Genomic DNA, 25133 nt, shown 5'->3' on the forward strand with positions numbered 1-25133 from the left:
CCCGGCTGGGCGCCGCGTCCGGCTCCCGGCGCGCCGGCGCTGATCGTCTACACCTCCGGTACGACCGGAGATCCGAAGGGAGTGATGCTCTCGCGGGAGGGCATCGCCGAGAACATCCGCGCCTCGCTCCAGCGCGTCCGCTGCGACGAGAACGACTCGGTGCTGTCGGTCCTGCCGCTCTTCCACATGCTCGCCCTGCTCGCCAACGGCATCGGCCCGGCTCTGCTCGGGGCGAGGACGGTCTTCCTCGCCGAGCTCGACCCGGAGCGGATCCTGGAAGCCCTCCGGGAGCACGGCATCACCCTCTTCGCCTGCGTGCCGCTCTTCTACTACCGCGTCCACGAGCGGATCCTGTCGCGCGTCGCGGCGCTGCCCCCGGCGCGCCGGGCGATGGTCCGCGCTCTGATGCGCGTGTGCCGCACGGCGCGGCGCCGATTCGGCTGGCGTCTCGGGCGCCGGCTTCTCCCGTTCCTTCACCGGCCCTTCGGGACGACGCTCCGAATGCTGGTCACCGCCGGCGCGAAGATCGATCCCTCCGTGTGCGACGATCTGCTCGACTGGGGTTTTCCGCTGGTTCAGGCCTATGGACTCACGGAGGCCACCGCGGTTCTCACGGTCACGCCGCTCGACGAGCTGCGCGGGGACAGCGTCGGCCGGCCGATCGAGGGCGTCGAGATCGCGATCCGCGATCCCGGACCGGATGGGGTGGGAGAGATCCTGGCCCGCGGCCCCAGCCTCATGCTCGGCTACTTCAAGGATCCCGCGGCGACGGCCGCGGCGCTCGAGAACGGCTGGCTCAAGACCGGCGATCTCGGGCGGATCGGTCCGGACGGGCACCTCCGCGTGACGGGGCGCGCCAAGGACGTGATCGTTCTCGCGTCCGGCAAGAACGTCTACCCCGAAGAGCTGGACGAGCACTACGCGCGCTCGCCGCTGGTGGCGGAGATCTGCGTGGTCGGTCTGGAGGATCCGCGCCGCCCCGGCGCCGAGCGCCTGCACGCGGTGGTCGTTCCCGACCTCGAGGAGGCGCGCCGCCGCGGCTACGTCAACGTCCGCGAGATGGTCACCTGGGAGCTCGAATCGCTGGGCCGTGAGCTGCCCCCCTGGCAGCGGCTGTCGGGAGTGACGTTTCGGAACTCCCCGCTGCCGCGCACCGCGACGGCGAAGGTCCGCCGGCTCGAGGTGAAGCGCGAGCTCCAGGCCGGCGGCGGGGAGGCCCGCGAAACCGCCGCCCCGCCGGCGCCGCCCGCCGACCGCCGCGGCCCGGCGGGGGTCGTGTTCGGTTTGCTCGCGGAGCGCGCGGGCCGCGAGCAGGTCCGCGACGGGGATCACCTCGACCTCGACCTCGGCCTCGATTCGCTGGACCGCGTGGAAGTGATCGCCGAGGCGGCCCGCCGGCTCGGGGTCGAGCCTCCGCCGGACATCGCCGCCACCGCCCACACCGCAGGAGAGCTGGCCGCCGCCCTCCGCGCGGCGCCACGGGCGGGAGCGGGGGCGAACGGCGTGGCGAGCTGGAGCGAGCGGCTCGCCCGGTTCCCAGCCGAGTATTCGCCCTTCGTGTCCCGCGGGCCGGTCGCCGCCACCCGCATGCTGGCGCTGCGCTGTTGCCTGCGGCTGTGCGCCCCGCTGGCGGGTGGTCTTCGGACGGCCGGCACCGACCGGCTCCCCCGCCGAGGCCCGCTCCTGGTCTGCCCGAACCACACCAGCTTCCTCGACGCCCCGGCCGTGCTCACGGCCATGCCGTGGCGACTCGCGGCCCGCGCCTTCTTCGTCGGCTATGCGGAGTATTTCGCCGGGCCGCTGGGGCGCCGGATCGCGCGCTGGGTGCGGAGCATTCCTGTCGATCAGAACCGGTTCATGGAACGCTCGCTGCAGGCCGCGGCCGAGGGGTTGCGGCGCGGCCTCGTCCTCGTGGCCTTCCCCGAGGGCGGCCGCTCGATCGACGGGAACCTCGGTCCCTTCCGGCGCGGGCCCGCCATCCTGGCCGCGTCGCTGGGAGTCCCTCTCGTTCCGGTCGGGATCGCCGGCGCCTACGAAGCCTGGCCGCGGGGCGGTTCGTGGCGGCGCCATCCGATCGCGGTGGTCTTCGGCGACCCGGTCGATCCGGCGGAGTGTGGCGCAGAGGTGGGACGCCTGGCGCATCGGCTCCGGGAGGGCGTGGAGGAGGCGTTCGCGGCGGCCGACCGGCTTCTCCGCGGCGCGCGCGGGAGCGCGCCGGCCTGTCCGCGGTGACGGGGTCCGCGGGCCGGCGGGGACGTCCGGCCGGGACGCGGAGGCGAATCCGGTGACAGGCGTTGCCGGTCGCGGCAGAATGGTGCCGGCTCGGCCGCGGGGAAGGCGATGAGCGAACCGATCCCGATCGCGGTCCTGATGTGTCACGCACCGGTGGTCGTTCCGGAGATCGCCGGGCACCGGGCGGCGGACTGCGCGGTGACGACGCGCGCGATGCAGCGTGTCGCCGAGCGGGTCGTGCAGCGCCGGCCCGATCTCCTGCTGGTGGTCTCGCCGCACACGCCCCGCCTTCGCGACGCCTGGGGAGTCGTCGGAGACGCCGAGATCGGTGGCTCGTTCGGCATGTTCGGGTTCCCGGGTATCCGTGTCGATCTTCCGGGCGCGCCCGACGACGCACGAGCGCTGGCGAGTGCGGCGGCGGAAGCGGGGGCGCCCGCGGCGGTCGTTCACCCGGGGCCACTCGACCACGGGGCGGCCGTTCCGCTCGTGTTCCTCACCCGCGCCGGATGGCGAGGTCCGACCGTGGTGGTGGCCTGGCCGTGGGAGGTAGGGGCCGGGGAGGAGCGGTTCGGCCGCGCGATCCGGGAAGCGGCGCGGCGTAGCGGGCGGCGTTGGGCGGTCGTCGCCTCCGGCGACATGAGTCACCGGCTGGCGCCGGGGGCGCCCTCCGGGTATCACCCGCGGGCCGCCGAATTCGACCGGAGCTTCACCGGACGGCTCGAGCGGGGGGATCTGCGCGGCGCGGCCGCGATCGATCCGGCGCTGCGGGAGCTGGCCGCCGAGGACGTCGTGACCTCCGTCGCGGTCGCCGGCGCGGCCGTCGACTGGGAGCCGCGCGGCACCGAGGTGCTGGCCTACGAGGGACCGTTCGGCGTGGGTTACTGCGAGGCGGTCCTGTTCGACGAGGAGGCGCAGCCGTGACGGCGGACGCGGAAACGCGGGCCCGCCTGGTGGGAATCGCGAGAGAGGCGATCCGGCGCGCCCTCCGCTCGGAGCCGTTCCACCCGCAGCCGCTTCCCCCGCCATACGACCGGCCGAGGGCGTTGTTCGTGACCCTGAGGCGGCGTGACGGTGCGCTCCGCGGCTGCATCGGACACCTGCGCCCGGTCCGGGCGACGCTCGCCGAGGAGGTCGCGGACTGCGCCCGGGCCGCCGCGCTGTCCGACGTTCGCTTCCCGCCGGTGGAAGAGCACGAGCTGGACGAGCTGGCCATCGAGATTTCGCTGCTCGGGACACCGGAACCGGTGGGCTCGGCGGCGGAACTCGATCCCCGCCGTTACGGGGTGATCGTCAGCCGCGGGAGTCGGAGGGGAGTGCTGCTGCCCGACATCGAGGGTGTCGACACTCCGGAGCAACAGCTCGCCATCGCGGCGCGCAAGGCGGGGCTGGCGCCCGACGAGCCGTACGCGATCGAACGCTTCACCGTCGAGAAGATCGTGGAGGACGGGACGTGAGCGCACCGGCCATCGGGCGGTGGTGGCGCCGGGAACCCGACGGCCGGATCGTCTGCGAGCTGTGCCCTCGCCGCTGCCGCCTCAGGGAAGGCCAGCGGGCTTTCTGCTATGTGCGGCAGGCGACCGCGCGTGGCATCGAGCTGACCACCTACGGCCGGTCGAGCGGGTTTTGCATCGATCCGATCGAGAAGAAGCCGCTCAACCATTTCCTGCCGGGAACACCCGTCCTCTCCTTCGGAACCGCCGGATGCAACCTGGGCTGCCGCTTCTGCCAGAACTGGGACATCAGCAAGGCGCGGGCGTTCGATCGCCTCCAGGAGCTCGCCCCACCGGAGGCCATCGCCGAGGCGGCCGCTGCGACGGGTTGCCGCAGCGTGGCGTTCACCTACAACGACCCGGTGATCTTCGCCGAGTACGCGATCGACACCGCGCGCGCCTGCCACGCTCGAGGGATCCGGACGGTGGCCGTCACGGCGGGGTACATCTCGCCCGAGGCGCGGGCCGAGTTCTTCGAGGTGATGGACGCGGCCAACGTCGACCTCAAGGCCTTCAGCGACGATTTCTACCGCCGGTACTGTGCGGCGCGCCTGGAGCCCGTGCTCGACACGCTGCGGTGGCTCGTCCGCGAGTCGAGGACTTGGATCGAGATCACGACGCTGTTGATTCCCGGCGCCAACGATTCCGACGAGGAGATCCGGAGCCTGGCCGAGTTCGTCCGGGACGAACTCCGGCCGGATGTCCCCCTCCACTTCACCGCATTCCATCCCGACTACCGCCTCACCGACAGGGGGCCCACGCCACCGGAGACCCTGAGCCGGGCCCGGCGCATCGCCATGGACACCGGGCTCGAGTACGTCTACACGGGAAACGTCCACGACCCGGAGGGAGGAAGCACGTGGTGCCCCGGTTGCGGGGCCCTGCTCGTCGAAAGGGATTGGTACCGCCTCGGCCGCTGGGGGATCCGGAACGGGGCCTGCGCCCGCTGCGGGCGCCGCGTTCCGGGCGTCTTCGAGGACGGGCCGGGCTCGTGGGGTCCCCGCCGGCAGCCGGTGCGCCTCGCGGTGCGGTGAGCACCCCGGTCAGCGCGGCTTCTCGGCGACCGCGAGGACGGTCCCCGCGAACGGCCACAGCCCGAGAGCGCGCAGCGCGGGGCGGAAGTAGCCGCTGGTCAGAACGGTGACGACGTCGAAGCCGGCGGCTCGGAGCTGGCGCCGCCACCAGAAGATCGACTTGACGTCCTCCTCCTTGCCGCGCCAGCCGAGCCCGTAGTCCTCGTAGACGGTGCCCTTGCCGAACACCCACTTCAGCCCCCCCTGACGTCCCCCCGACCGGATCGGCCGCATCACGACCTGCCGCCACCACATCCGCGGATCGAGGATGTTGCCGTCGAAGACGACGAAGCGGCCCCCGGGACGCAGGAGCTCGTAACAGCGGCGGATCGCCCGAGGCTGATCGTGGATGTGCTCGAAGGTGGAGAGAGAGAAGATGGCGTCGAAGAACGGCGGCCCCTCCGCCTCGCAGATATCGGCCACCACCACCTTGCCGTCGAGCCCGTAGAACCGGCTCGTTACCCGCCACATCTCCTCGTTCTGCGGGACCATGTCGTAGCCGGTGTAGTCGTATCCGCGCCGGCACATCTCGTAGGCGAGGAAGCCGCACCCCGGCCCGACCTCCAGCACGCGGGCGCCCGGCGAGAGGTCGAGCGCGCGCATCAGGAAGGTGAGCCACAGCCTCCGGGTCGGGTAGTGGGCGGTCTTGAAGTGCCGGACCAGCTTCGCCGCGTTCTCGAAGCGCTCCAGGGGCGGCAGCTCGTCGGGGACGTGATAGCTTTCCAGCGGAACCTCGCCGCGAACGACCTCCTTCCAGAACGGCCGGCGGTCGCGGCGGCGGGCACCTCGATCCTGCGCGGATCCCGGCGCCGCAGGCGATCGGCTGCTCACGATCCCGGTCCCTCCTCGATTGGAGCGAGCGCCCGCGGGGACTATCCGGCCCGGGCCCGCCCCTGTCAACCGAAGGGCCTTCCCCGTGGCGCGCGATCGCACCGGGCGCGGGGAGGTGCCGCCGCCGGGGCCGGAGCGGTACCCCGCGATCTTTCGGCTCCGGCCCCGCGGCGGCGCGATCGGTTCGCTCAGTCCTTCCCGGGCTTGGTGAGCGCGGTGACCATCGTGCTCGATCCGTCCGCGGTGACCACCTTGATCAGGAAGGTCTCGCCCGGTTCGAGGTCGCGGTAGATCCGCTCGAGATCGCGCGAGTTCTCCACCTTCCGCCCCGCGGCTTCGACGATCACCATGCCGGCGCGGAGCCCCGCCTCCCGGGCGGCCTCGCTGTCAGGATCGACGTCGGTGATGAGCACGCCGCGGAGACCCTCTTCCACCCGGTAGCGGCGGGCGATCTCCGGGGTGATGTCGCGGTAGCGGAAGCCGAGGTCGCGCTCGAGGTCCTGGCCGGGCCGGCGCCCGCCGCCCTCGGCGGCCTCCGCCCCGGTCTCCTCCTCGGGAGCGGCGCCGAGCGTCACCGTGAACTCCTTGACGTCTCCGCTCCGGTTCACCGTGATCCGAACCTTGTCCCCCGGCTTGTGGCCGCCGATGATCGTCGATAGCTCGAGAGCGTTCTCCAGCTCCTTCCCGTCGACAGCCGTGATCACGTCGCCCGCCTCGATGCCGGCCTCGTCCGCCGGCGAGCCTTCCGTCACCGCCGCCACCTGCGCGGCGCCGCGGGGCAGACCGAGCGCCTCGATCAGCGCCGGGCTGGCCGCCGTGTACTGCACGCCGAGGAGCGCCCGGCGCACGCTGCCGTGCTCGAGCAGTTCCGCCGCCACGCGGCGGACGGTGTTGACCGGGATCGCGAAGCCGATTCCCTGATAGCCGCCCGTGCGCGTGTAGATCATGGTGTTGATCCCGACGAGGCGGCCCTGGAGATCGACCAGCGGGCCGCCGGAGTTGCCGGGATTGATCGCCGCGTCGGTCTGGACGTACTCCTGGACGGCTTCCCCCGTGCTCTGGAAGCGCCCGACGGCACTGATGATGCCGGCGGTCACCGTGTTCATCAGCTCTTCCGAAAGCGGCGAGCCGAAAGCGAGGACCCACTGGCCCGCTTGCAGTTCGTCGGAGTCGCCGAGGGCGATGGCCGGAAGGTCCTCGGCCTCGATGTGGAGAAGCGCGAGGTCGCTCCGAGAGTCCTTGCCCACCACCTCGGCGTCGAACCGGCGCCCGTCGTAGAGCTGAACCTCCAGCTTGTCGGCATCGCGGACGACGTGCTCGTTCGTCACGATGTAGCCGTCGGCCCTGAGGATGACTCCCGAGCCCAGCCCACGCCGCCGGAACTCCCGTTTCCTGTATCGCGGGGAGCGGTCCTCGTCCTGTGGCGGGTGGAACGGCCGAAAGAAGTCCTCGAAGGGTGTCCCCTCGAAGGGGTTCCAGAACCGGACATTCGTCTCGACGATCTGCTCGGTCCGGATCTGCACGACGGAGGGATTCACCCGTTCCGCGACGGCGGCGAAGGCCTTCTCGATCGCCGCCGCCACACTGGACACCTCCTGGTCGGTCAGCGCGACCGGAGCCGCCGGTGCCGGCGGTGGCAGGGGAGGCGCCGCGGCGGCGGTGGCGTTCCCGTTGACGGCCAGGACCACGGCGACCGCGGCCAAGAGCGCGCCCGCTCCGAAAGCGAGACCGGCGATGGTGAGCGTTCGTGCACGGGGGGCTGGGGTCATGGCGGTTGTCCTCTCCTCGATCGTGCGGCCCGCATCCTGGGGCCACGAGCCCGGGAATTATGAGGCTGCCGGGACCGCTGGGGCCCGAACGCCCCGGGGACGACGAACGGCGCGAGCCGCAGGAAAGTTCCCGGCGTTCGCGCCGTTCGTTTGGCATCGCAGGACGATCGCGTCAAGCCGGGGAGGGCGGCCGCGGCGGGTTGCCCTCCAACTCTCGAAGGGACAACGAGTTGGGCTCGAAGCGCACCTCTCCGGCCCCGGCTCGGAAGGGACCTCGCCGACGGTGCGAACCGCCGGGAGGTGCTCTCCCGGCGGATCGGAGCGTCGAGCGGTGTCCGGCCGAAGGCGCGAACCGCTCGTCCGTGCTCTCCCGGTGGCGCGGGCCCTCGGGAGGTTCGCAGACGATCGAGCGCGATGCGGGGCGTTGTGCGGTCGATCGAGCGAAAGACCGGGAGGTGTGCAGCCGATCGGGCGGATCGCCGGGAGGTGTCCGGCCGACGGTGCGAACCGCTGAGGTGGTGCGCCCTCGACGGTGCGCGCCGCCGGCCAACACCGGTGGCGCCCCGACACTTCTCGGGCGAGTTCCGGTAGCGCGAGCGGTTCGAGGCGGTAACCCTCGATTCATCAGCGAATGGCAGGAGACTCGCGCCTCGGGGAAGCGCCTCGCACGCCGCGGGGAGGGCGGCGCATCGCCTGGAGGTCCCGGGAAGTCCGGAAACGGTTCCCACGCCGCCCGGCGCCCTCGCCTGGCCTGCCGCGGCCCGGCAGGAGCCGGGGCGGCCGGCGTGGCGGTCGCGCCGCGATCGGGCTAGAATTCGGAAAAATTACGAGGACGGGAGAGGCGAATGGTCGGAACGGGAGAGGACGCCCGCCGGCGCCGCTTGCGGGAGGCGGGGCTGAAGGTCACCGCGCCCCGCCTGGCGATCCTCGCCGTCCTCGAAGAGGACCGCCGTCATCCCACGGCGGAAGAGATCCACCAGGCGATCCGCGAGCGCCGGCCGGCTTTGTCGCTCTCGACGGTCTACAAGACGCTGGAGAGCTTTCTCAGGACGGGTCTCGTCCGGAGGGTCTCCGGCGGCGGCAACCGCCTCAGGGTGGACGGTGTCCCGGGAGAGCACGACCATGCCGTGTGCCGTCTCTGCGGAGCCGTCTTCGACGTCGACCGACCCGAGGCGGTTCGCGCCGCGGTTCCCCGGGAGTCGGTGGCCGGGATGCGGATCACCGGCGTGAGGATCGAATACGACGTGGTCTGCCGCGCGTGCGAGGCGCGGCAGGGACGACCGCAGCCGAACTGACCGTGGAACGCGCCCGTGCGGCCACACGCCGGAGGGCGCGGAGCTTCCGGGACGACCGAGTCCCGCGAGGAGAGAAAGACGATGCCGTCACTCAAGGGAACGAAGACGCACGAGAATCTCAAGGCCGCGTTCGCGGGCGAGTCGCAGGCGAACCGGCGCTACCTGTACTTCGCGAAGCAGGCGGACATCGAAGGGTACCCGGAGGTGGCCGGCCTGTTCCGCGACACGGCGGAAGGGGAGACGGGCCACGCCCACGGGCATCTCGACTACCTGAAGGAGGTCGGAGATCCGGCCACGGGCATGCCGTTCACGGACGTGCGGGAGATGCTCGCGACGGCGGTGGCGGGCGAGACGCACGAGTACACCGATATGTACCCGGGCATGGCCAAGACGGCCCGCGAGGAGGGTTTCGAGGAGATCGCCGACTGGTTCGAAACGCTCGCCAAGGCCGAGCGGTCGCACGCGGGCAAGTTCCAGAAGGCACTCGACAACCTGTGATCGGCGGAAGGCCCGGGCGGCCGCGCCGCCCGGGCCGCCCCCGCCCTCGCCGGCAGGCGGGAGCGGCGGGAGCTCCGAGACTCCATTGCCCGACGAACGCCCAGACATCCGATTCGCCGCCGGGCCCTTTTCGACCGACCGCCCGGCCGATCCGCTCTACTGGGACCGCGACGCGCTCGCGGCGGAGACGCGCCGCACGTTCGAGCTGTGCCACAGCTGCCGGATGTGCTTCAAGTTCTGCGGGGCGTTTCCCGCCCTCTTCTCGGCGGTGGACCGCGCCGGTGACGTTCGCGATCTGACCGAGGCGGACCTGGAGCGGATCGTCGACGACTGCTTCCAGTGCAAGCTCTGTTACACGCAGTGCCCCTACACCGAGGCGGAGGGACATCCGTTCCGTCTCGATTTCCCGCAGCTCGTGCAGCGGACGAAGGCGGTCCGCCGGCGCGTCCCCTGGCGCGACCGGTTGCTCGCCGACCCGGACCGGCTGGCGAGGCTGATCGGCCCGGCGGCCCCGCTGGTCAACGCCATTCATCGCTCGCCGGCCTTCCGGCGCGTTCTCGAATGGGCGGTCGGCGTCGATCACCGGAAGAAGCTCCCGGAGTTCTCCCGCCGGCCTCTGCGCGCCCGACTTCGCGGCCGCCGGGAACCGACCACCTGCTCCGGGCCCGAGGTGGTCTTGTTCCCGACCTGCTACGCGGAGTTCAACCGCCCCGGGCTCGGCGAGGCGGCCCTGTTCGTGCTCGAACACAACGGGTGCCGCGTGCGGCTGGCGCGGACGGTCTGCTGCGGAATGCCGGCTCTCGAGGCGGGCCATCTCGAACTCGCGAGGCGGAAGGCGGCCGCCAACGTCCGGGTGCTGGCCCCGGCCGCCGAGGCGGGGCTGCCGATCGCGGTCATCAACCCCACCTGCTCGCTGACGCTGCGCGAGGAGGTCCCCAGGCTCCTCGAAGGCGACGGCGGCGGGATGGCCGAGGCCGCCCGGAGGGTCGCGGAGTCGGTGGTCGACATCTCCCTCTTCCTCGACCGGCTGCGGCGCGATGGAATGCTCCGCGAGGACTTCCGCTCGACGCCGGGGGGCGCGGTCGCCTACCACGCCCCGTGCCATCTCCGCGCCCAGAACATCGGTTTCAAGGGTCGCGACCTGTTGCGCCGCATCCCCGGTGTCACGCCGCGGCTCGTCGCCGAGTGTTGCGGCCACGACGGCACGTGGTCGATGAAAAAGCGGAACTTCAGCGCCTCGCTGGAGGTCGGGGAGAAGGCGTTCACCCGGATGCGTTCCGCCGGCGCCGAAGTGTGGGTGAGCGACTGCCCGCTGGCCGCCCTCCAGTTCGAGCAAGCCTGCGGCCGGCAGGTTCTGCACCCGGTCGAGGTCCTCGCTCGCGCCTATCGCGAGGACGGCTTTCCGCAGCCGATTCCGGCGCCGGACGGGCCGCCGGAGAAGGGAGGTTCCTGATGGAGCCGCTCCGGCGCGAGGAGATCCCCTCGCGCGAGACCTACGAAGCGCAACGGCCGGCGTTCCGGAGGCGGATCCTGGCGCTGAAGCGGAAGCGCCGGGTCCTGGTCGGCGATCACCTCTCGGTGCATTTCGAGAACCGCGAGACGATGCGCTATCAGGTGCTCGAGATGCTCCGCGCCGAGGGGACGTGGAACGACGAGCGGGCGGTGCGCGACGAGCTCGAGGCCTACAACCCGCTGATTCCGGGGGAAGGAGAGCTCTCCGCGACCCTGATGTTCGAGTACGAGACCCCGGAGGAGCGGCAGGAGCACCTGCGGGCGCTGCTCGGCATTGAGCGGCACGTGTTCCTGGTCATCGGCGACACCGCACCGCTACCCGCGGAGTTCGACCGGATGCAGATCGGCACCGATCGCATCTCCTCGGTGCAGTACGTCAAGTGGCGCCTCGACCCCGCCCGGAGGGAGCGGCTGCGCCAGGAAGGCACCGTCGTCCGGATCGTGGTGGACCATCCCCACTACAGCGCGCAGGCGGTCCTGTCGGAGGAGACCCGCCGGGAGATCGCGAGCGATCCCGACTGAGCCGGCCGGTGCGGCCCCTTCCGGCCCCCGGCCCGCCACGCGGGGATCCGGGCGGCCTCGACATCGCCGGGACGAACCGGGCGGGATCGGAACGCGCGCCCGCGGCCCGGCACCGGGGCGCGCGCTGCTCCGGCGGTGGGGGCCCGGGACGGTGCGCGGTGCATCCGAGCCGCTCGAATCGAGGAAGGTGCCTCCTCGATCGTGCGAACTGCCGCTCGACTCGGCGGGGAGGAGGCATGCGGGCTCGATCTCGCGGGCGTCGGGCCGATCGAGGCCGGAACCTCCGATCTTTCATGGACTTGCGTGGGAGAGCGCACCTTCGGGGATGCAGCGAACTTTCGGCGGGTTCCGTGCGAGAACGCACCTCGGGGACATCGCTCGCGGTCCGCGCCCGACGGCCGCCGCGGGCCGCTCTTGTTGATTTTCGATGCAAATCGGCCCTCGTGATCGTACTCTGGGAAAAGCGCCGCCCGCGGCGGCCGGGGCTGGGGCGCACCGCCCCGTTGGGGGCGGGAAGATTCAGGACGGGGGGACCTCATGCCCTGGAACGTTCCGGTCGTGGTCATCGGGGGTCTCGGAGGCGATTCGCACTCCGTGGGCCTGATCGTCTTGCGCGACGCCCTGCGGGCGTGCGGCTACCGGGTGCGCGACCTGGGCATCCAGAACCGCATCGGCGCCTTCGTAGGCGCTGCGCGGGGGGCGGACGCGGTGCTCGTCTCCTGCATGGACGGACACGCGGACCACTACCTCGCCGGTTTCACCGTGCCCCGCCGGACGGAGGCGGGTGCCCGGCGCCCCGTTTGGTATCTCGGGGGGAACCCCGCGCTCGGTGAGCCCGACCCGAGCCCGTTCCTCGCCATGGGGTTCGACCGTGTCTTCATGCGCTTCACGCCCGTGGCCGAGGTGCGGCGGGCCATCGAGGCCGATCTCGGGCCTCGGCGCATCCGCCCGGACCGGGCGGGCCCCGCGGCCTTGTCGTGGAACCCGGACACCTTCTCCGACGAACGGCTCGACACCGCCGCCTGGGAAAGGGAACGGGAGGAGGTCCTGCGTGGCTGGCCCACGGGGGCCGACGCCCGCGACCTCGAGGCCAACGCGCGGGAGCTCGCCGCCCGGCCTCGGCTCGCCGAGCTCCAGCGGCGGGCCAGCCGCCCGCTCGTTCAGCCGCGCTCGGGTGTTCCGCTGGTGGAGGAGCAGCTGGCGCACTTCCTCGCCTACCGGCGCGCGGGCGCTGATGTCCTCTCGTTCCAGATCGACTCGCTCACGCGCAACAACGACTACGCCGGGGCGGCGCGGGCCGTCGCGGAGAGCGCCAGGGATCTCCGCCCGCGCCTGAACGGGTTCCCGCTGGTCAACCACGGCGCGGCCGCCGTCCGCCGGATCGCGCGCAGTCTCGACGTGCCGCTGCAGATCCGCCACAGCACGCGCGACCCGCGTCTTCTGGCCGAGATCGGATACGCCGGAGGGGTCGCCGCCTACGAAGGCGGCGCGATCTGCTACAACCTGCCGTACTACCGGGACTACCCGCTTCCCGAGGCGATCCGGCGCTGGCGGTACGTCGACCGGCTCACCGGCCTGTACGCCGAGAGGTTCGGCCTCGTCCTGGATCGCGAGTTCTTCGGTACCCTCACGGCGACGCTCGTCCCCCCGTGCCTCGCGATCGCCACCGGCGTTTTGGAGGCGCTCTTCGCGGCGCAGCAAGGCGTGCGGTCGGTGAGCCTCGGCTACGCCGAGCAAGGCCACCGGATTCAGGACGTGGCGGCCGTCCGGGTCCTGCGCGACTTGGCGGAGGAGGCGTTGGCGGCGGCGGGGCACGCGGGCGTCCGCGTCGGAGCGGTCTTCCACCAGTACATGGCCGCGTTCCCCGACGATCCGGCGAGGGCGGAGGAGCTGATCTTCGAGTCGGCCGTGACGGCGGGCTTGTCGGGGGCCACGCGGATCCTCGTCAAGTCCCCTGCAGAGGCGCGCGACATCCCCCGCGTCGAGGACAACGTGCGCGCCATCGAGCTCGTGCGGCGCGGTCTGGCGGCCGCCGAGCGCAGCACCGTCGACGAGAGGCGGGTGGCCGAAGAGGCGGCGCTGATCCGGGCCGAGACGGTGGCCATCCTCGAGGCGGTGGCGGAGCTGGGCGCGGGGCGTCTCGACCGGGGGGTGGTGGAGGCCTTCCGCGCCGGCGTTCTCGACATCCCGTTCTCGCCCAGCCGTCACAACCGGGGCGAGGTGCGCACGGCACGCGACCTCGAGGGTGCGGTGCGTTTTCTCGACTGCGGCCGCCTCCCGTTCGGCCGCGAGATCCGCGCCTTCCACGGCGACGCCATGCATCGGCGACGGGTGGCCGAGGGCCTGCGGGGCCCGTCGGAAGACCATCTGCTCATCGAGCGCGACACCACCCGGATCGCGGAAGGACGCTATGATCGCTGGCCTTTGGGCGGCGCGGCCGGCGCTTCCGGCCGGGCCGCCACCGCCGGCGGGTGCTGATCGCGCCCGTCATTCGGGTCGTGGCCGGCGATGGACCTCGTAACGGTGAGGCACGGTGTGGGCTGGGCGGGCGCCGGGCTGGCCGGCGCCGGGGCCCTCGGGTTGGCGGCCGGAGGCGGGTGGACGGCCGGCGCGGCGCTGGTCGCCGGTGCTCTGCTGGCTCAGCCGCTCCTGCTCGACTACCGCCCGCTCAAGGTCCCGGCGATCATGTTTCACTCGGTCGTCGGCTACCGCCCGGACCGCCCACCCGCGTTCAGCATCTGGTGCCCCCCGGCTCACTTCGAAGCCATCCTCCGCTACCTGCGCTGGCGAGGCTACCGCTCGATCACCCTGGACCAGCTCCACGCGCACGTGCGCGACGGCTCGCCGCTGCCCGACAAGCCGATCGCGCTCACCTTCGACGACGGCTACGCCGACAACTGGATCTACGCAGCGCCGCTGCTCCGGAAGTACGGCTTCACCGGAACGGTCTTCATGCCCACCGATTTCATCCAGCGCGAGGAGACGCCGCGTCCCACGCTGGAGGATGTGTGGGCGGGGCGGCTGCGCGAAGAGGAACTCGCCCCGTACGGCTACCTCAATCGGGCCGAGCTGCGGGAGCTCGCGGCGTCGGGCGTGCTCAGGATCGAATCGCACGGGAAGACGCACACGTGGCTGCCGGTGTCGGGCCGGGTGATCGCATTCCATCGGCCGGGCATCGGCCTCCGGCACCTGCGATGGATGTGGTGGAACCGCCACCCGGAACGGAAACCGTACTGGTTCCACGAAATCGACGAAACCGACATCCCCTGGGGCGCGCCGGTCTACGAGAACCGGCTGGCCCTGTCGCACCGGGCCGCCCGCCCCGATCCCGGGCTCGAGCGCGAGTTGACCGGGCTGGTCGCCGCCGAGGGCGGGCGCGCCTTCTTCGAGCGTCCCGACTGGAAGGCGCGGCTGGAGCGGGCCGTGATGGAGTACCGGGCGGGACACGGCGATCCGGTGGAGATCGAGAGCGACGAGGAGTTCCGGCAGAGGCTGCGCGACGAGCTGGCGGGGTCCGCGGCCGCGATCGAGCAGGTGACGGGAAGGCGGCCGCGCTTCATGTCCTGGCCGAACGGCGGCACCTGCCGCGAAGCGCTCGACTTGCTCGCCGAGTGCGGCTATCTGGCGGCGACGGTCTCCTCGCGCGGACGGCAGCCCAAGAACGTCCGCGGCGGACGGGCCGACCAGATCGGCCGGGTGTCGGCCACGTCGTACTTCCGTGACGTCCGCTACGTCAAACCGTGGGTCCTTTCGTTCGCCCTGAAGCTCGAACGCTACCGCGGCAACCGCTACATGGAGATCCCGATCAAGGCGATCTGGCTCTACCGGCGGTTCTTCCCGGCGCGCGGGGCGGCGGGCATGCGGCCCGCCGGCGCGCAGGACTAGGACGTTGGTCCGCCTCGCGGCGCGCGCGCTCGACCGAGCCGTCGCCCTCGGCACCCGCCGCCGGTGGCCGCACTACGAGCGCCTCTTCTCCGCGATGGAGCGATGGCCGCGCGACCGGATCGACGAATACCGCCGGCGGCGCCTGGCGGCGCTCGTCGAGCACGCCTACCGGAACGTGCCCTACTGGCGGCGAGTGATCGACGGCCTGGGAGCGACGCCGGCGGAGGTCGGAACGCCGGAGGGGCTGGCCGCGCTTCCGCCCCTCACCAAGGACGTCATCGACCGTGAGGGTCCGGCGCTGCTGTCCCGCGGGGCCGGGGGTGCACGGGCGACGGTCAAGTCGACCGGCGGGTCCACCGGGCACAACGTGTGGCTCAGAATCGACATGGACACCCACGACCGCCGCCGCGCCGCCGGCCGCCTCACCGAGAGCTGGGACGGCGTCGGACCGGGGACCCGCGTGGCGGTGTTGTGGGGATCCCGCCTGGAAACGCGACCTTCCCTCCGCGCTCGCCTGCTCGACCGCCTGTCGTGCCGGCGCTTCTTCTCCGTCTACGGGGTGGGGGAGGCGGAGCTGAGCCGCTATCTCGCGGAGCTGCAGCGCTTCCGGCCGGAGGTGATCTCGTCGTACCCCTCGATCCTCGCCGACATCGCACGGCGGCTCGGGCGACGCGCTTGCCGTAGGCTGGGCGTCCGCCTCGTCTACAGCTCGGCGGAATCGCTGGACGAGCCGACGAGGAGCGAACTGGAAGACGCGTTCGGGGCGCCGGTTCGCAACCGGTACGCGTCGCGCGAGTTCGGCATGATCGCCTCCGATTGCCCCACCGGCCCGGGCCTGCACCTGATGGACATGCGCCTGTGGGCCGAGAACGGCCGCGCGGAGCATCCGGAGGCGCCCCCCGAGCTCCTCCTGACCGACCTCGACAATCGGTCGATGCCTCTCATCCGCTACCGGATCGAGGACGCGGCGGTGATCGAGGACAGCGCATGTCCCTGCGGTCGGTCGCTGTCGCGCCTGGCGCGGGTGGAGGGGCGGGTGTTCGACGTGGTCTACACCCCGGCGGGGCGGGCGTTCGGGGGCTCGTTCTTCCCCATCCTGCTGCGGCCGTTCGACCGGTCGATCCGGCGGTTCCAGGTCGTCCAGGACCGGCTCGATCACCTCACGATCCGGGTCGTGCCGGGCCACGGGTGGGACGCGCCGTGCCGGGACCGGGTGCTCCGCATCATCGCGGAGCGGATGGGCCCCGAGATGAAGGTCGATCTGAAGGTCTGCCGCGAGATCCCGCCGGCCCCGTCGGGCAAGAGGAGGCCGGTCGTTTCACTCCTGTCGCCCGAGGAGCGGCGGCGCGCGGCGTCGGGGAACCGCTGACCGCTGTATGATGCCGGCTTCGCGGCGCCAGACGCCGGCGGGAGGACGGGATGGCGGAACGCGGACTCTCGAGTGCGGGCGAGCGGCCGCTGCGGCAGCCGCGCGCCCTGTACATGTTGTTCCTGGTCGAGATGTGGGAGCGCTTCAGCTACTACGGCATGCGCGCCCTGCTCGTGTTCTATCTGACCAAGGTTTTTCTCTTCTCCGACGAGCGGGCCTACCTCGTCTACGGGAGCTACACCGCGCTGGTCTACGCGAGCCCCGTGCTGGGCGGCCTCGTCGCCGATCGCTGGCTCGGGTACCGGAAGGCGGTGACGCTCGGCGCGCTGCTGATGGCGGCCGGCCATTTCGCCATGGCGGTCGAGAGCGTCCAGGTGGTCTACCTGGCCCTCGGCCTGCTGATCGCCGGCAACGGCTTCTTCAAGCCGAACATGTCGACGATCGTCGGAAAGCTGTACGAGAAGAACGACCCGCGCCGGGACGGCGGCTTCACCATCTTCTACATGGGTGTGAATCTGGGGGCCTGGCTGGCGCCGCTCGTCTGCGGGATCGTCGGTGAAACCTACGGGTGGCACTACGGATTCACGCTCGCCGGAATCGGGATGGTTTGCGGCCTCGCGTTCTTCCTCGCCGGACAGGGGATGCTCGAAGGCCGCGCCGAGCCGCCGGACCCCGGGGCCCTGAGGGCGCCGGTGATCCCGGGGCTGGACCGGGAGCGCGCGATCTACGCGGGGGCGGTGCTGCTGGCGCTCGTGGCGTGGGCTCTGGTGCAGGCGGGTCGCGCCGTCGGCTACCTGCTCGGCGGAACGGCGGCCGTCGTCCTTGCCGGTCTCGTGCTGTTCATGGTGCTGCGGTGCGACCGGGTGGCGCGGCACAAGATGACCGTCGCCCTGGTCCTCACCGGATTCAATGTCTTCTTCTGGGCGTTCTTCGAGCAGGCGGGAAGCTCGATCAATCTGTTCACCCTCAGGAACGTCGATCGGCGGCTGCTCGGCTACGAGATCCCGGCGACGGTGTTCCAGTCGGTGAATCCCGCCTTCATCCTCCTGTTCGGGCCGGTGTTCGCCTCCTTGTGGGTCCGCTTGGGCCGGCGCGGGCGCGAGCCGAGCACGCCGATGAAGTTCGCCCTCGGCATGCTGCAGCTCGGGCTCGGGTTCGCTGCCCTGTACTACGGGGCGTGGTCGGCACGGGACGACGGCATGGTGGCGCTCGGGTGGCTCGTCCTCGGCTACTTCCTGCACACCACCGGGGAGCTGTGCCTGTCGCCCGTGGGCCTGTCGATGATCACCAAGCTGTCGGTGCCGGGCGTCGTCGGACTCATGATGGGTACGTGGTTCCTCTCGGTGTCGTTCGCGCAGTACGCGGCCGGCCTGATCGCGACGCTGACCGGGATCGAGGAGGGGGCACCGGGGTCGAACGGCGGCCTCGAGCCCGCGCAGACCGTGATGGTCTACGGGCGGGTGTTCGGCGGGATCGCGCTGGTGGCGATCGCCGTGGGGCTGCTGATGGTCCTCCTGGCGCCCGTGCTGCGACGAGGGATGCACGACGTGCACTGACGGCGGCCGGCCGCGCGCCCCCCTCGGCCCGGCATCGGGCGGTCAGGGGGATCCGCCGGCCTCCTCCCGCACCCGTTGCTCGTCGATGGTCGACGGGTCCCACAGGAGCCGGCCTTCCATCCCGCCGGCGACGGTGAGAACCTCTCCGGTGACATGAGGCGAGAGTCGGGGGGAGGCGAGGAAGACCGCCGCGCGGGCGATCTCGTCGGCTCGCCCGAGGCGCCGCAGCGGGACCGTCGCGAGCGCACGCGCCACCCGGCCCGGGGTCTCGAGTTCGGGCCGCGCCAACTCGGTGACCGTCCAGCCCGGCTCGATCACGTTGACGCGGGCGCCCGGGACGATCCGCACCAGCTCGTTCTTGAGCGAGGCCGCCAGCCCGCGCAGTCCCGCTTTCGCCGCCGCGTAGTCGGCGTGGCCGGCCTCGCCGAACCTCCCGGCGGTCGAGCCGATGAGGAGCAGCGCCGGCCGCTCGACCCGGTCCCGCTGCCGGTCGAGTGCGGCCATGAAGGCCCGCGCCGTCCAGATCGCGCCGAGGAGGTTCACCGTCACGGTCCTGAGGATCCGTTCCTCGGCCGCCTCGTGGAGCAACCGGTCCTCGCGCGGCCAGACGCCCGCGTTGGCGATGGCGATCTCCACCGGCCCGAGCCGCTTCTCCGCCTCGGCGAAGGCCGTCGCGATCGGCTCGGGGCGCTCGAGGTCCGCCGCGAGCACCAGCGCCCGCTCCGCCCAGGGTTGCTCCGCGGTGAAACGCGCGAGCTCCTCCCGGCGCCGCCCCGCCACGAGGGCCAGCCGGGCCCCCTCGGCGCCGAAGGCGCGCGCGAGGGCGCGGCCGATGCCGCCCGATGCTCCGGTGATCAGAACGACGCGCCCCTTCAGATCGCTCTCCATCGGCTCCCTCCTGAAGGTCACAGGATAGCCGCCGCCCGCGGAACGCGCGGGGCAGCGCCGGGAAGAAGCGGGATCCGGAAGGTGCACCCCGATGCCGGGGCTCGCCGGCCGGCCCGGTGAGGCGTTGCGACCCCGGCCTGGTCCCGCGGGCGGCGCCCCCCGGCGCGACGTCCGGGGCGGCTCCGGTCGCGGCGGCAAGGTCCCGCGGAAGGCCGACGCGCCGCGGCAGGGTCGGCCCCGTCGGGCTAGACTCTCCCCATGGGAGAGGACAGCGGAGTCGTCAAGCGGGTGGACGAGGTGGCCGCGCGGCCGGTGCCGGCGGGGAGGGCGACCGAGATGCAGGTCCTTCTCGGTCCGGCGGACGGCTCGACCGGCTTCGTCGTGCGCCGCTTCGTGATGGGAGAGGGCGGCGGCATGCCGCGGCACGCGAACGCGGTCGAGCACGGCCAGTACGTCCTGCGCGGCAGGGCCCGCGTGTCGATCGGCGACCGCGTCCACGAGGTGGGGCCGGGGAGCGTGCTCTTCATACCCTCCGGCGCCGTCCACCACTACGAAGTCGTCGAGGCACCCTTCGAGTTCCTGTGCGTCGTGCCGAACCGACCCGACGAAGTCGTCCTGGAGTCGTGACGGCCGGCGGCGCGTGCTCCCGGGCAGCGCTGCCGCCGGCGGCCGGCCCGGGGCCCGGACCGGCCGCCGGAGCGTTCAGGGTCCTTCGTTCCCGCAGGCGTTGACGCCGCGGACGAGGTAGAACCAGGTGTGCTGGGTCGCGCCGGCGCCGACGTCGTCGTAGAAAAGCTCGCCGGTGCGCCCCAGCGACTGGAAGTCCCCGGGAAGCGGGCTGGCGGACCGGTAGACGGCGTACTCCGTCGCGCCGGAGGCGGCTTCCCAGGTCAACCGCACGTGGGCGTGCGAGACGATGTCGACGCGGAGCGTGTCGATCCCCGCGGGAGTCGGCTGCTGCGTCATGTCGGCGGAGGATGCGTAGACGAGGTTGTCGTCCATCAAGCCGCCGTTGTTGGGTCCCGACCCGCACGTCTCGTCGTTCTCGGCCCGGACGACGTAGAACACGATCGTACCGTCGCTGGGAGCCGTCGTGTCGTTGTAGGAGAGGCCGGTCACCCCCGATGCGATGAGATTCGAGGGGCCGGGGGTGAACAGCGGCTGCGTGGAGCGGTAGACGGCGTAGGTTCCGCCGCCACCGGAGCCCCAGGAAACGGCCTCGTCCCAGGAGACCGTGATTCCGGTCGCCCCGCAGGCGTCGTTGTCCTGAATCGAGGTCGCCCCGGCGAAGGACGGGGGCTGCCGGCAGCCACCGCAGGGTGCGTAGTCGGGCAAGGACCCGTCCTTGAGGATCACGTCGTCGATGTTCCAGCCGGAGCGCTGGTCCGAGCCGTCGGCCTGCTGCCGGAACTCCAGGAAGAGGGAGGGCTGCCCGTCGGCGCGCCCCGAGATGTCGAACTCCATCTTGGAGTAGCTCGAGTCGGTGATCGTACTGCCGCTGCTGCGGTAAATGGGCACGCCGTTGGTGGTCCACAGCCAGATCGATGCGTCGTCGTTGCGCTCCACGTTCAGGTGCTTGTAGAGGATCAGCTTCGTGTTCCGCCACGAGGTGGCGTCCTGCGCGGGCATGCGGGCGACCTCGGCGGTGTTCGGCTCGTAGTCACCCGGATGCGCACCGAGTCCCGTCAGATCGTGCCCCAAGACGCCCGTGTTGTTGTAGGCGGCCGTCGGATCGGGATGGCCGAACCCCGAGCCGAGGCCCTGGGGAGGACCGACCTCCCACTCCCCGCCGAGCGTCCATCCCGGCGCTCCGGACTCGAACCTCTCGCGGTAGTACAGTCCGGGGATGTCGTAGGTGAGGAAGGTGAACGGCTGGCCGTGGTCGTCCGCCACCGTGGTGTTCCCGTACTCGTCCGTGCTCCGGACCCGGACGTACACGAGCCCGCAGATGTCGAACTGATTGAGAGTGATGGCGTGGCCGGTCACCAGCGCCCCGTCGCTGGCCGTGTTGCCGAGGTCGGGCGTCAGGCCCCACTCGACCACGGAATCGGCCGGCTCGTCGGTCGTCCAGCGGACGGTGCCGCGGGCGTCCGTGAGCGTATCGACGTGGATCGAGGAGATCTCCGGGCCGCCGCAATCGAGGTCGGCCGTGTCGTACGAGATCGCCGGCGACCCGGTGCCGTCGTCGGCGTCGAGATAGGTCACCGTCAGCAGGTCGCCGTCCTGGGTCTGGAGCACACCGTCGGGAGCGGGCGGCCCCTCAGCGGTGGCGATCGAACCGGTGAACTTCGAGGTGTCGGGGCCCGTCTCGGTGACCGTGACCAGCTCCGGATCGGTCTCGGTCGTGCTCGTCACCTCCAGCACGGCAGTCTCCGCGACGTTCGGGTCGGTGTTGAGGTCCATGTCGACCACCCGGAAGGTGACCGTGTCGGAGCAGGAGTAGACGGGGGCTTCCACGGTCACCCTCCCTTCGTGGCAGGGCTGGAGGCCGTCGCCGAAATCCCCGAGCGTCTCGAAGTGGTAATAGGCCCCGTGGTTGTCGTCGATCGCGGTGTTTCCCGCGGGATCGGTGGAGTGGACTTCGTAGTAGTAGACGGTGCACTCGGAGAGCCCCGAAAGAGAGACCGTGTGCTGCGTGACCCGGTCGGGGCCCGTTTCGGTCCGGTCGGGCGGGATCGCGGGTCCCCAGACCACCACGCTGTCCGAGATTTCGTCCGTGTCCCACACGATGTCCGCGGAGGAACCGGTCACGTTCTGCTCGCCGACGCCGGAGATGAGGGGGAAGACGCAGTCGGAGGTGGCGGTGTCCTGGCGCACCAGGTTCTGGCCACCGGCCCCGTCGTCGGCATCGATGTACTCCACCAGGATCAGGTCGCCGTGCGTCGTGGAGAGGAGCCCGTCGCCGTGGACGGGCGCTCCGGAGGTCGTGTAGATCTCCCCGACGAACTTGCCGCTCCCAGGGGCCGTCTCGGTGAGGGTCACCGTCTCGGGATCGACCTCCGTGTCGGAGTGAATCGTGACGTCGACCGTCGGGGCGCCGACGTTCGCGTCGGTCACCTTGATGCCGATCCTGTTGCTGCAGCCGTACGTCTCCTGATCGAGGCGAACCTTGCCGGCGAACGGCTGCGGGGCGCTCTCGACGCAGTTCGACACCGGCGACAGGCACGCACCGTTGTCGGTCATCGCCTGGACCCGGTAGTAGACGGTGAAGTCGTTCATCAGACCGTCGTCGGTAAATGAAGTCGCGGGAGCCGCCACGTCCGCCACGACGAGCTGGCCGCGATCGCAACCGAGGTCGTTGCGGTAGATCCGATACCGGGTGGCCCCCGGGACCTCGCTCCAGCTCAACTCCACCGCGTTGGTCAGCGCCTTGGCCGACAGCGACGGCGCGGCCAGGGTGGGGCAGGAGGAGTAGTCCTGGTTCGAAATGTCGGTGGCCGACCCGCAGGCGATCCCGTGGCGGTCGAAGGCGGCGAAGATCGCCGCGGCGTGCGGGGTCCCGTTGTCCAGGTTCCCGTCGTCGTCATCGGCGAGGCGGAGCTTGTGGAACCAGGAATTCGTTCCGCAACCGTCCGAGTTCGGGAGGGAGCAGTTGTAGGCATCGCCTCCGGAGCCGGAGCGCGATTCGTACCACAGCTTCTCCGTGAGCAGCCAGGCGGACGCCGGATCCATGCCGGATGCCGGAAGATCGCGGGTCGCGAGGTCCCAGATCGCCTCCGACACGATATAGCTGCCGCAGTGGGGCTCCTTGCCGCAGGGATCGCCGCCGCCGCCGCAGTTGTTCTGGGAGAAGCCAGCGGGGGTCGCTGGGGTGTGCGACTCGCGCTTGTCCCAGTCCATCTCGCGGATCCCGGTGCAGCTCAGGCAGGCGTCCCCGTATCCGGAACAGGTGCCGGACTCGTAGAAGCCGCGCCCGATGCAGCTCTCGTGGGATTCCAGGATGTTGGTGACGTCGGCGTAGCCCTCCGACGGATTGTCGTAGCCGCCGCCGTCGTTCTCGTCCATCCCGTGGCCCCATTCGTGGACGAGGACCCCCATGTTCGTCCCGGTGTTCGAGCAACCGCCCCCTTCGCGGTACATGTTCACGCGACCGTCCCAGTAGGCGTTGCAGGTGCTGTTGATGTTGACGCGCACGGTGAGCTTCTGCTGCAGCCAGTCGTTCGTCGGCAGATACCCGCGCGCCTTCTCCTTGATCACGTTGATGTGGTAGAAGGCGGTCTTGGCGGCTTGGGTGTTCCCGGCAGACGCACCCGGTTCCACGCTGCAGTTGAGGCCGCTCGTCGAGCCGAGGTCGAGCGGATCGTCACAGACGGTGTGCTCCTCGATCGGACCGCAGATGTCGTTGATGCGGACGTACTGGCTGTCGAGGTGGGTGGCGATGTCCGATCCGGCCGAGGCGCACTCGTACAGTCCATGGTCCGTGGCGGTCTGCGGGGGTCCCCCGTCCTCGCTGGTGTCGGCGAACGGCATCGGGAAGCCGTCCACCTGGCAGCCGTCGTTGGCGCAGTCGCCGTCGTTCGAAACGGGGAACACCCCGCCCTGCACCTGCTCGTACTTCGCCGCGTCGTAGAGGGCGTCGAGATCCCCGGTGTCGGCGTCGACATAGGCCACCCAAAGGGGCGCTTCCCCGGGCACCCGGAACTCGAAGCGCCACGCCAGCAGATGATCGTAGCCGCGGCCGACCGCACCCTCGTAAGCCTCGCCGATCCGGCGCGCCGGATCGACCGGCAGGAGTTCCAGGCGACCGGGCCCGGTCTCCTCGATCTCCCCGGCACTCGTCACGCCCAGCCGCTCGAGCAGCGCCGCGTGCGCCTCGGTCCGGTCGAGGAGGGGGCGGGTCGAGCGGCGGACCGGAGCGAAGCGGCTGGCGCCGAACGCCACGAGACGTCCGCGGCTGACGTGGAAGTCGTAGCGGGCGCCCCGCACGGGGACGCCGTCGACGACCTGCCGGAAGGTGACCAGGCGGACGTTCTCGCCGATGCGGCCGGAGGCCTCGCGGTCGAGCCGGAGCTGGCCGTCCCAGCGGCCGAGGATGACCGGGTGTTCCTCGATGAACCGCTCCGCCATCGCGGCGAGCTCGTCGAGGCTCGGTTCGGGGCCGCGACCGGCCGGATACCACTCGATCCCGGCGCCCTGCGCCAGGAGCGGAAGGCCGGAGCGCCTGTCCAGCCAGGCCTTCCAACCGCGCCCCTCGCCGGCCCGGAACCGTTCCCAACCGGCGCGCACCGGATCGCCTGCGGGCAGTCTCTCGGGAGGCGTACCCAGGGTGCCGATCCCCGCCGTCGGATCGGGGATCGCGAGGTGGTCGAATCTCGCCGGCTCCCGGCGCGGCGCGAAGGCCTGCGCTGGCGCAACGCCGGCGATCGAGGACGACACGACGAGGACGAACGTCAGCACGCGACCGGCGGCCGCGCTCAGGACTCGACTCATGGCCCGCCTCCTCCCGGGGGGCGCCCGCCGCCTTCCTCCCTCCGCGCGGCGGGCGCCGTCGGCGCCCACCATATACGGCGGGGCGGCCGAGCGGGGCAACGGCGGTGGCCCGGCGGCCGGATCGGTCATAATCGCGCCATGAGCGGCGGCACGGCGCGGGACGTCGGGGTGGTCGAAGCGTTCGGGCGCGAGCGCGCGGTGGCGATCCTGCGGACCGGGGCGGCGGAGGCCGTCCGGCCGGCGATGGAGGCGGCCGTCCGCGGCGGCTTCCGGATCGTGGAGTTCACGCTCTCGTGCCCCGGCGCCTTCGAGGCGATCGAGGCCTTCGCCGGCAGGGAAGGACTCCTCGTCGGCGCCGGAACGGTGCTCCATCCGGATCAGGTGCGCCGGGCGGCCGCCGCGGGGGCGTCGTTCGTCGTTTCGCCCGTTGTCGACGAGGCGGTGATCGCCGAGGCGCTGCGCTGCGGCCTCACGCCGATTCCGGGCTGCGGGACCGCCACCGAGATGCATCGAGCGCGCGCCGCCGGGGCGCCGATGCAGAAACTGTTCCCAGCGCCGCCGGGGGGCGCCGACTTCGTCCGGGCCCTGCTCGGGCCGCTTCCCGAGCTCCGGATCGTGCCGACGAGCGGGGTCGACGAGCGGAACGCACGCGCCTTTCTCGACGCCGGAGCGCACGCGGTCGGATTCGTTGCGCCGCTCTTTCCCCCGGAGGATCTCCTGTCGGGCCGGTTCGAGGCGATCGAAGAGCGCGCCCGGCGTCTCCTCGCGTCCTGCCGCTGAGCG

18 protein-coding genes are annotated in these 25133 nt (G+C 71.6%); 14 read left to right on the plus strand and 4 right to left on the minus strand.

Annotation, left to right across the window (positions count from 1 at the left end; all coding sequences use genetic code 11):
* The 4 genes from D6718_06695 to amrS all read left to right on the plus strand — a co-directional run.
* A partial coding sequence (locus D6718_06695) for a hypothetical protein (protein ID RMG45677.1) occupies window positions 1–2232 on the plus strand: 2232 nt, incomplete at its 5' end.
* A 108-nt stretch (window positions 2233–2340) separates the two neighbouring features.
* Window positions 2341–3153 (plus strand): hypothetical protein, encoded by an 813-nt coding sequence (locus D6718_06700; protein RMG45678.1) that lies wholly within the window; start codon window positions 2341–2343, stop codon window positions 3151–3153.
* A complete protein-coding gene (gene amrA, locus D6718_06705; GenBank protein ID RMG45679.1) occupies window positions 3150–3686 on the plus strand; it encodes an AmmeMemoRadiSam system protein A in 537 nt (178 codons plus the stop codon). The genes D6718_06700 and amrA overlap by 4 nt, the downstream gene beginning before the upstream one ends.
* Window positions 3683–4756 (plus strand): AmmeMemoRadiSam system radical SAM enzyme, encoded by a 1074-nt coding sequence (amrS, locus tag D6718_06710; GenBank protein RMG45680.1) that lies wholly within the window; start codon window positions 3683–3685, stop codon window positions 4754–4756. Before amrA ends, amrS begins: the two co-directional genes overlap by 4 nt.
* Window positions 4757–4765: 9 nt before the next feature.
* Here the strand turns inward: amrS and D6718_06715 are convergent, their stop codons facing one another.
* Window positions 4766–5626, minus strand: a complete 861-nt coding sequence (locus tag D6718_06715) for a class I SAM-dependent methyltransferase (GenBank protein ID RMG45681.1) — start codon at window positions 5624–5626, stop codon at window positions 4766–4768.
* A 188-nt stretch (window positions 5627–5814) separates the two neighbouring features.
* Window positions 5815–7395, minus strand: coding sequence for a Do family serine endopeptidase (locus D6718_06720; protein ID RMG45682.1), 1581 nt, complete (start codon window positions 7393–7395; stop codon window positions 5815–5817).
* An 845-nt stretch (window positions 7396–8240) separates the two neighbouring features.
* Here D6718_06720 and D6718_06725 point away from each other — a divergent pair.
* The 8 genes from D6718_06725 to D6718_06760 all read left to right on the plus strand — a co-directional run bounded on the left by D6718_06725 (window position 8241) and on the right by D6718_06760 (window position 18032).
* Window positions 8241–8690, plus strand: coding sequence for a transcriptional repressor (locus D6718_06725; protein ID RMG45683.1), 450 nt, complete (start codon window positions 8241–8243; stop codon window positions 8688–8690).
* 81 nt (window positions 8691–8771) lie between these two features.
* A complete protein-coding gene (locus D6718_06730; GenBank protein ID RMG45684.1) occupies window positions 8772–9188 on the plus strand; it encodes a rubrerythrin in 417 nt (138 codons plus the stop codon).
* Window positions 9189–9273: 85 nt separating this feature from the next.
* On the plus strand, window positions 9274–10641 hold the full coding sequence (locus tag D6718_06735; protein RMG45685.1) for a hypothetical protein: 1368 nt from the start codon (window positions 9274–9276) through the stop codon (window positions 10639–10641).
* Window positions 10641–11222 (plus strand): DUF3501 family protein, encoded by a 582-nt coding sequence (locus D6718_06740; protein RMG45686.1) that lies wholly within the window; start codon window positions 10641–10643, stop codon window positions 11220–11222. The genes D6718_06735 and D6718_06740 overlap by 1 nt, the downstream gene beginning before the upstream one ends.
* Before the next feature lie 537 nt (window positions 11223–11759).
* Window positions 11760–13700 (plus strand): methylaspartate mutase subunit E, encoded by a 1941-nt coding sequence (locus D6718_06745; protein ID RMG45687.1) that lies wholly within the window; start codon window positions 11760–11762, stop codon window positions 13698–13700.
* 57 nt (window positions 13701–13757) lie between these two features.
* The gene (locus tag D6718_06750; protein RMG45688.1) at window positions 13758–15107 is read left to right on the plus strand and encodes a hypothetical protein; all 1350 of its coding nucleotides are present in this window, start codon (window positions 13758–13760) and stop codon (window positions 15105–15107) included.
* Window positions 15108–15111: 4 nt separating this feature from the next.
* Window positions 15112–16476 carry a phenylacetate--CoA ligase family protein gene (locus tag D6718_06755; GenBank protein ID RMG45689.1) on the plus strand — a complete coding sequence of 455 codons (1365 nt, stop codon included), beginning with the start codon at window positions 15112–15114 and terminating at the stop codon, window positions 16474–16476.
* Between the two features lie 50 nt (window positions 16477–16526).
* A complete protein-coding gene (locus tag D6718_06760; GenBank protein RMG45690.1) occupies window positions 16527–18032 on the plus strand; it encodes a peptide MFS transporter in 1506 nt (501 codons plus the stop codon).
* Between the two features lie 42 nt (window positions 18033–18074).
* On the opposite strand, the gene D6718_06765 is transcribed toward D6718_06760, so the two are convergent.
* Complete coding sequence (locus tag D6718_06765; GenBank protein RMG45691.1) at window positions 18075–18920, minus strand: SDR family oxidoreductase; 846 nt, start codon at window positions 18918–18920, stop codon at window positions 18075–18077.
* Window positions 18921–19178: 258 nt separating this feature from the next.
* On the opposite strand from D6718_06765, the gene D6718_06770 reads away from it, so the two are divergent.
* The gene (locus D6718_06770; protein RMG45692.1) at window positions 19179–19547 is read left to right on the plus strand and encodes a cupin domain-containing protein; all 369 of its coding nucleotides are present in this window, start codon (window positions 19179–19181) and stop codon (window positions 19545–19547) included.
* 75 nt (window positions 19548–19622) lie between these two features.
* Here D6718_06770 and D6718_06775 read toward each other — a convergent pair whose 3' ends face one another.
* Complete coding sequence (locus D6718_06775; protein ID RMG45693.1) at window positions 19623–23390, minus strand: hypothetical protein; 3768 nt, start codon at window positions 23388–23390, stop codon at window positions 19623–19625.
* On the opposite strand from D6718_06775, the gene D6718_06780 reads away from it, so the two are divergent.
* The gene (locus tag D6718_06780) at window positions 23334–25130 is read left to right on the plus strand and encodes a hypothetical protein (GenBank protein RMG45694.1); all 1797 of its coding nucleotides are present in this window, start codon (window positions 23334–23336) and stop codon (window positions 25128–25130) included. The two genes, D6718_06775 and D6718_06780, sit on opposite strands and share 57 nt — an antisense overlap.
* The last annotated feature ends 3 nt before the right edge of the window (window positions 25131–25133 follow it).

It is taken from the genome of Acidobacteriota bacterium (genome assembly GCA_003696075.1).
GTDB lineage: Bacteria > Acidobacteriota > Polarisedimenticolia > J045 > J045 > J045.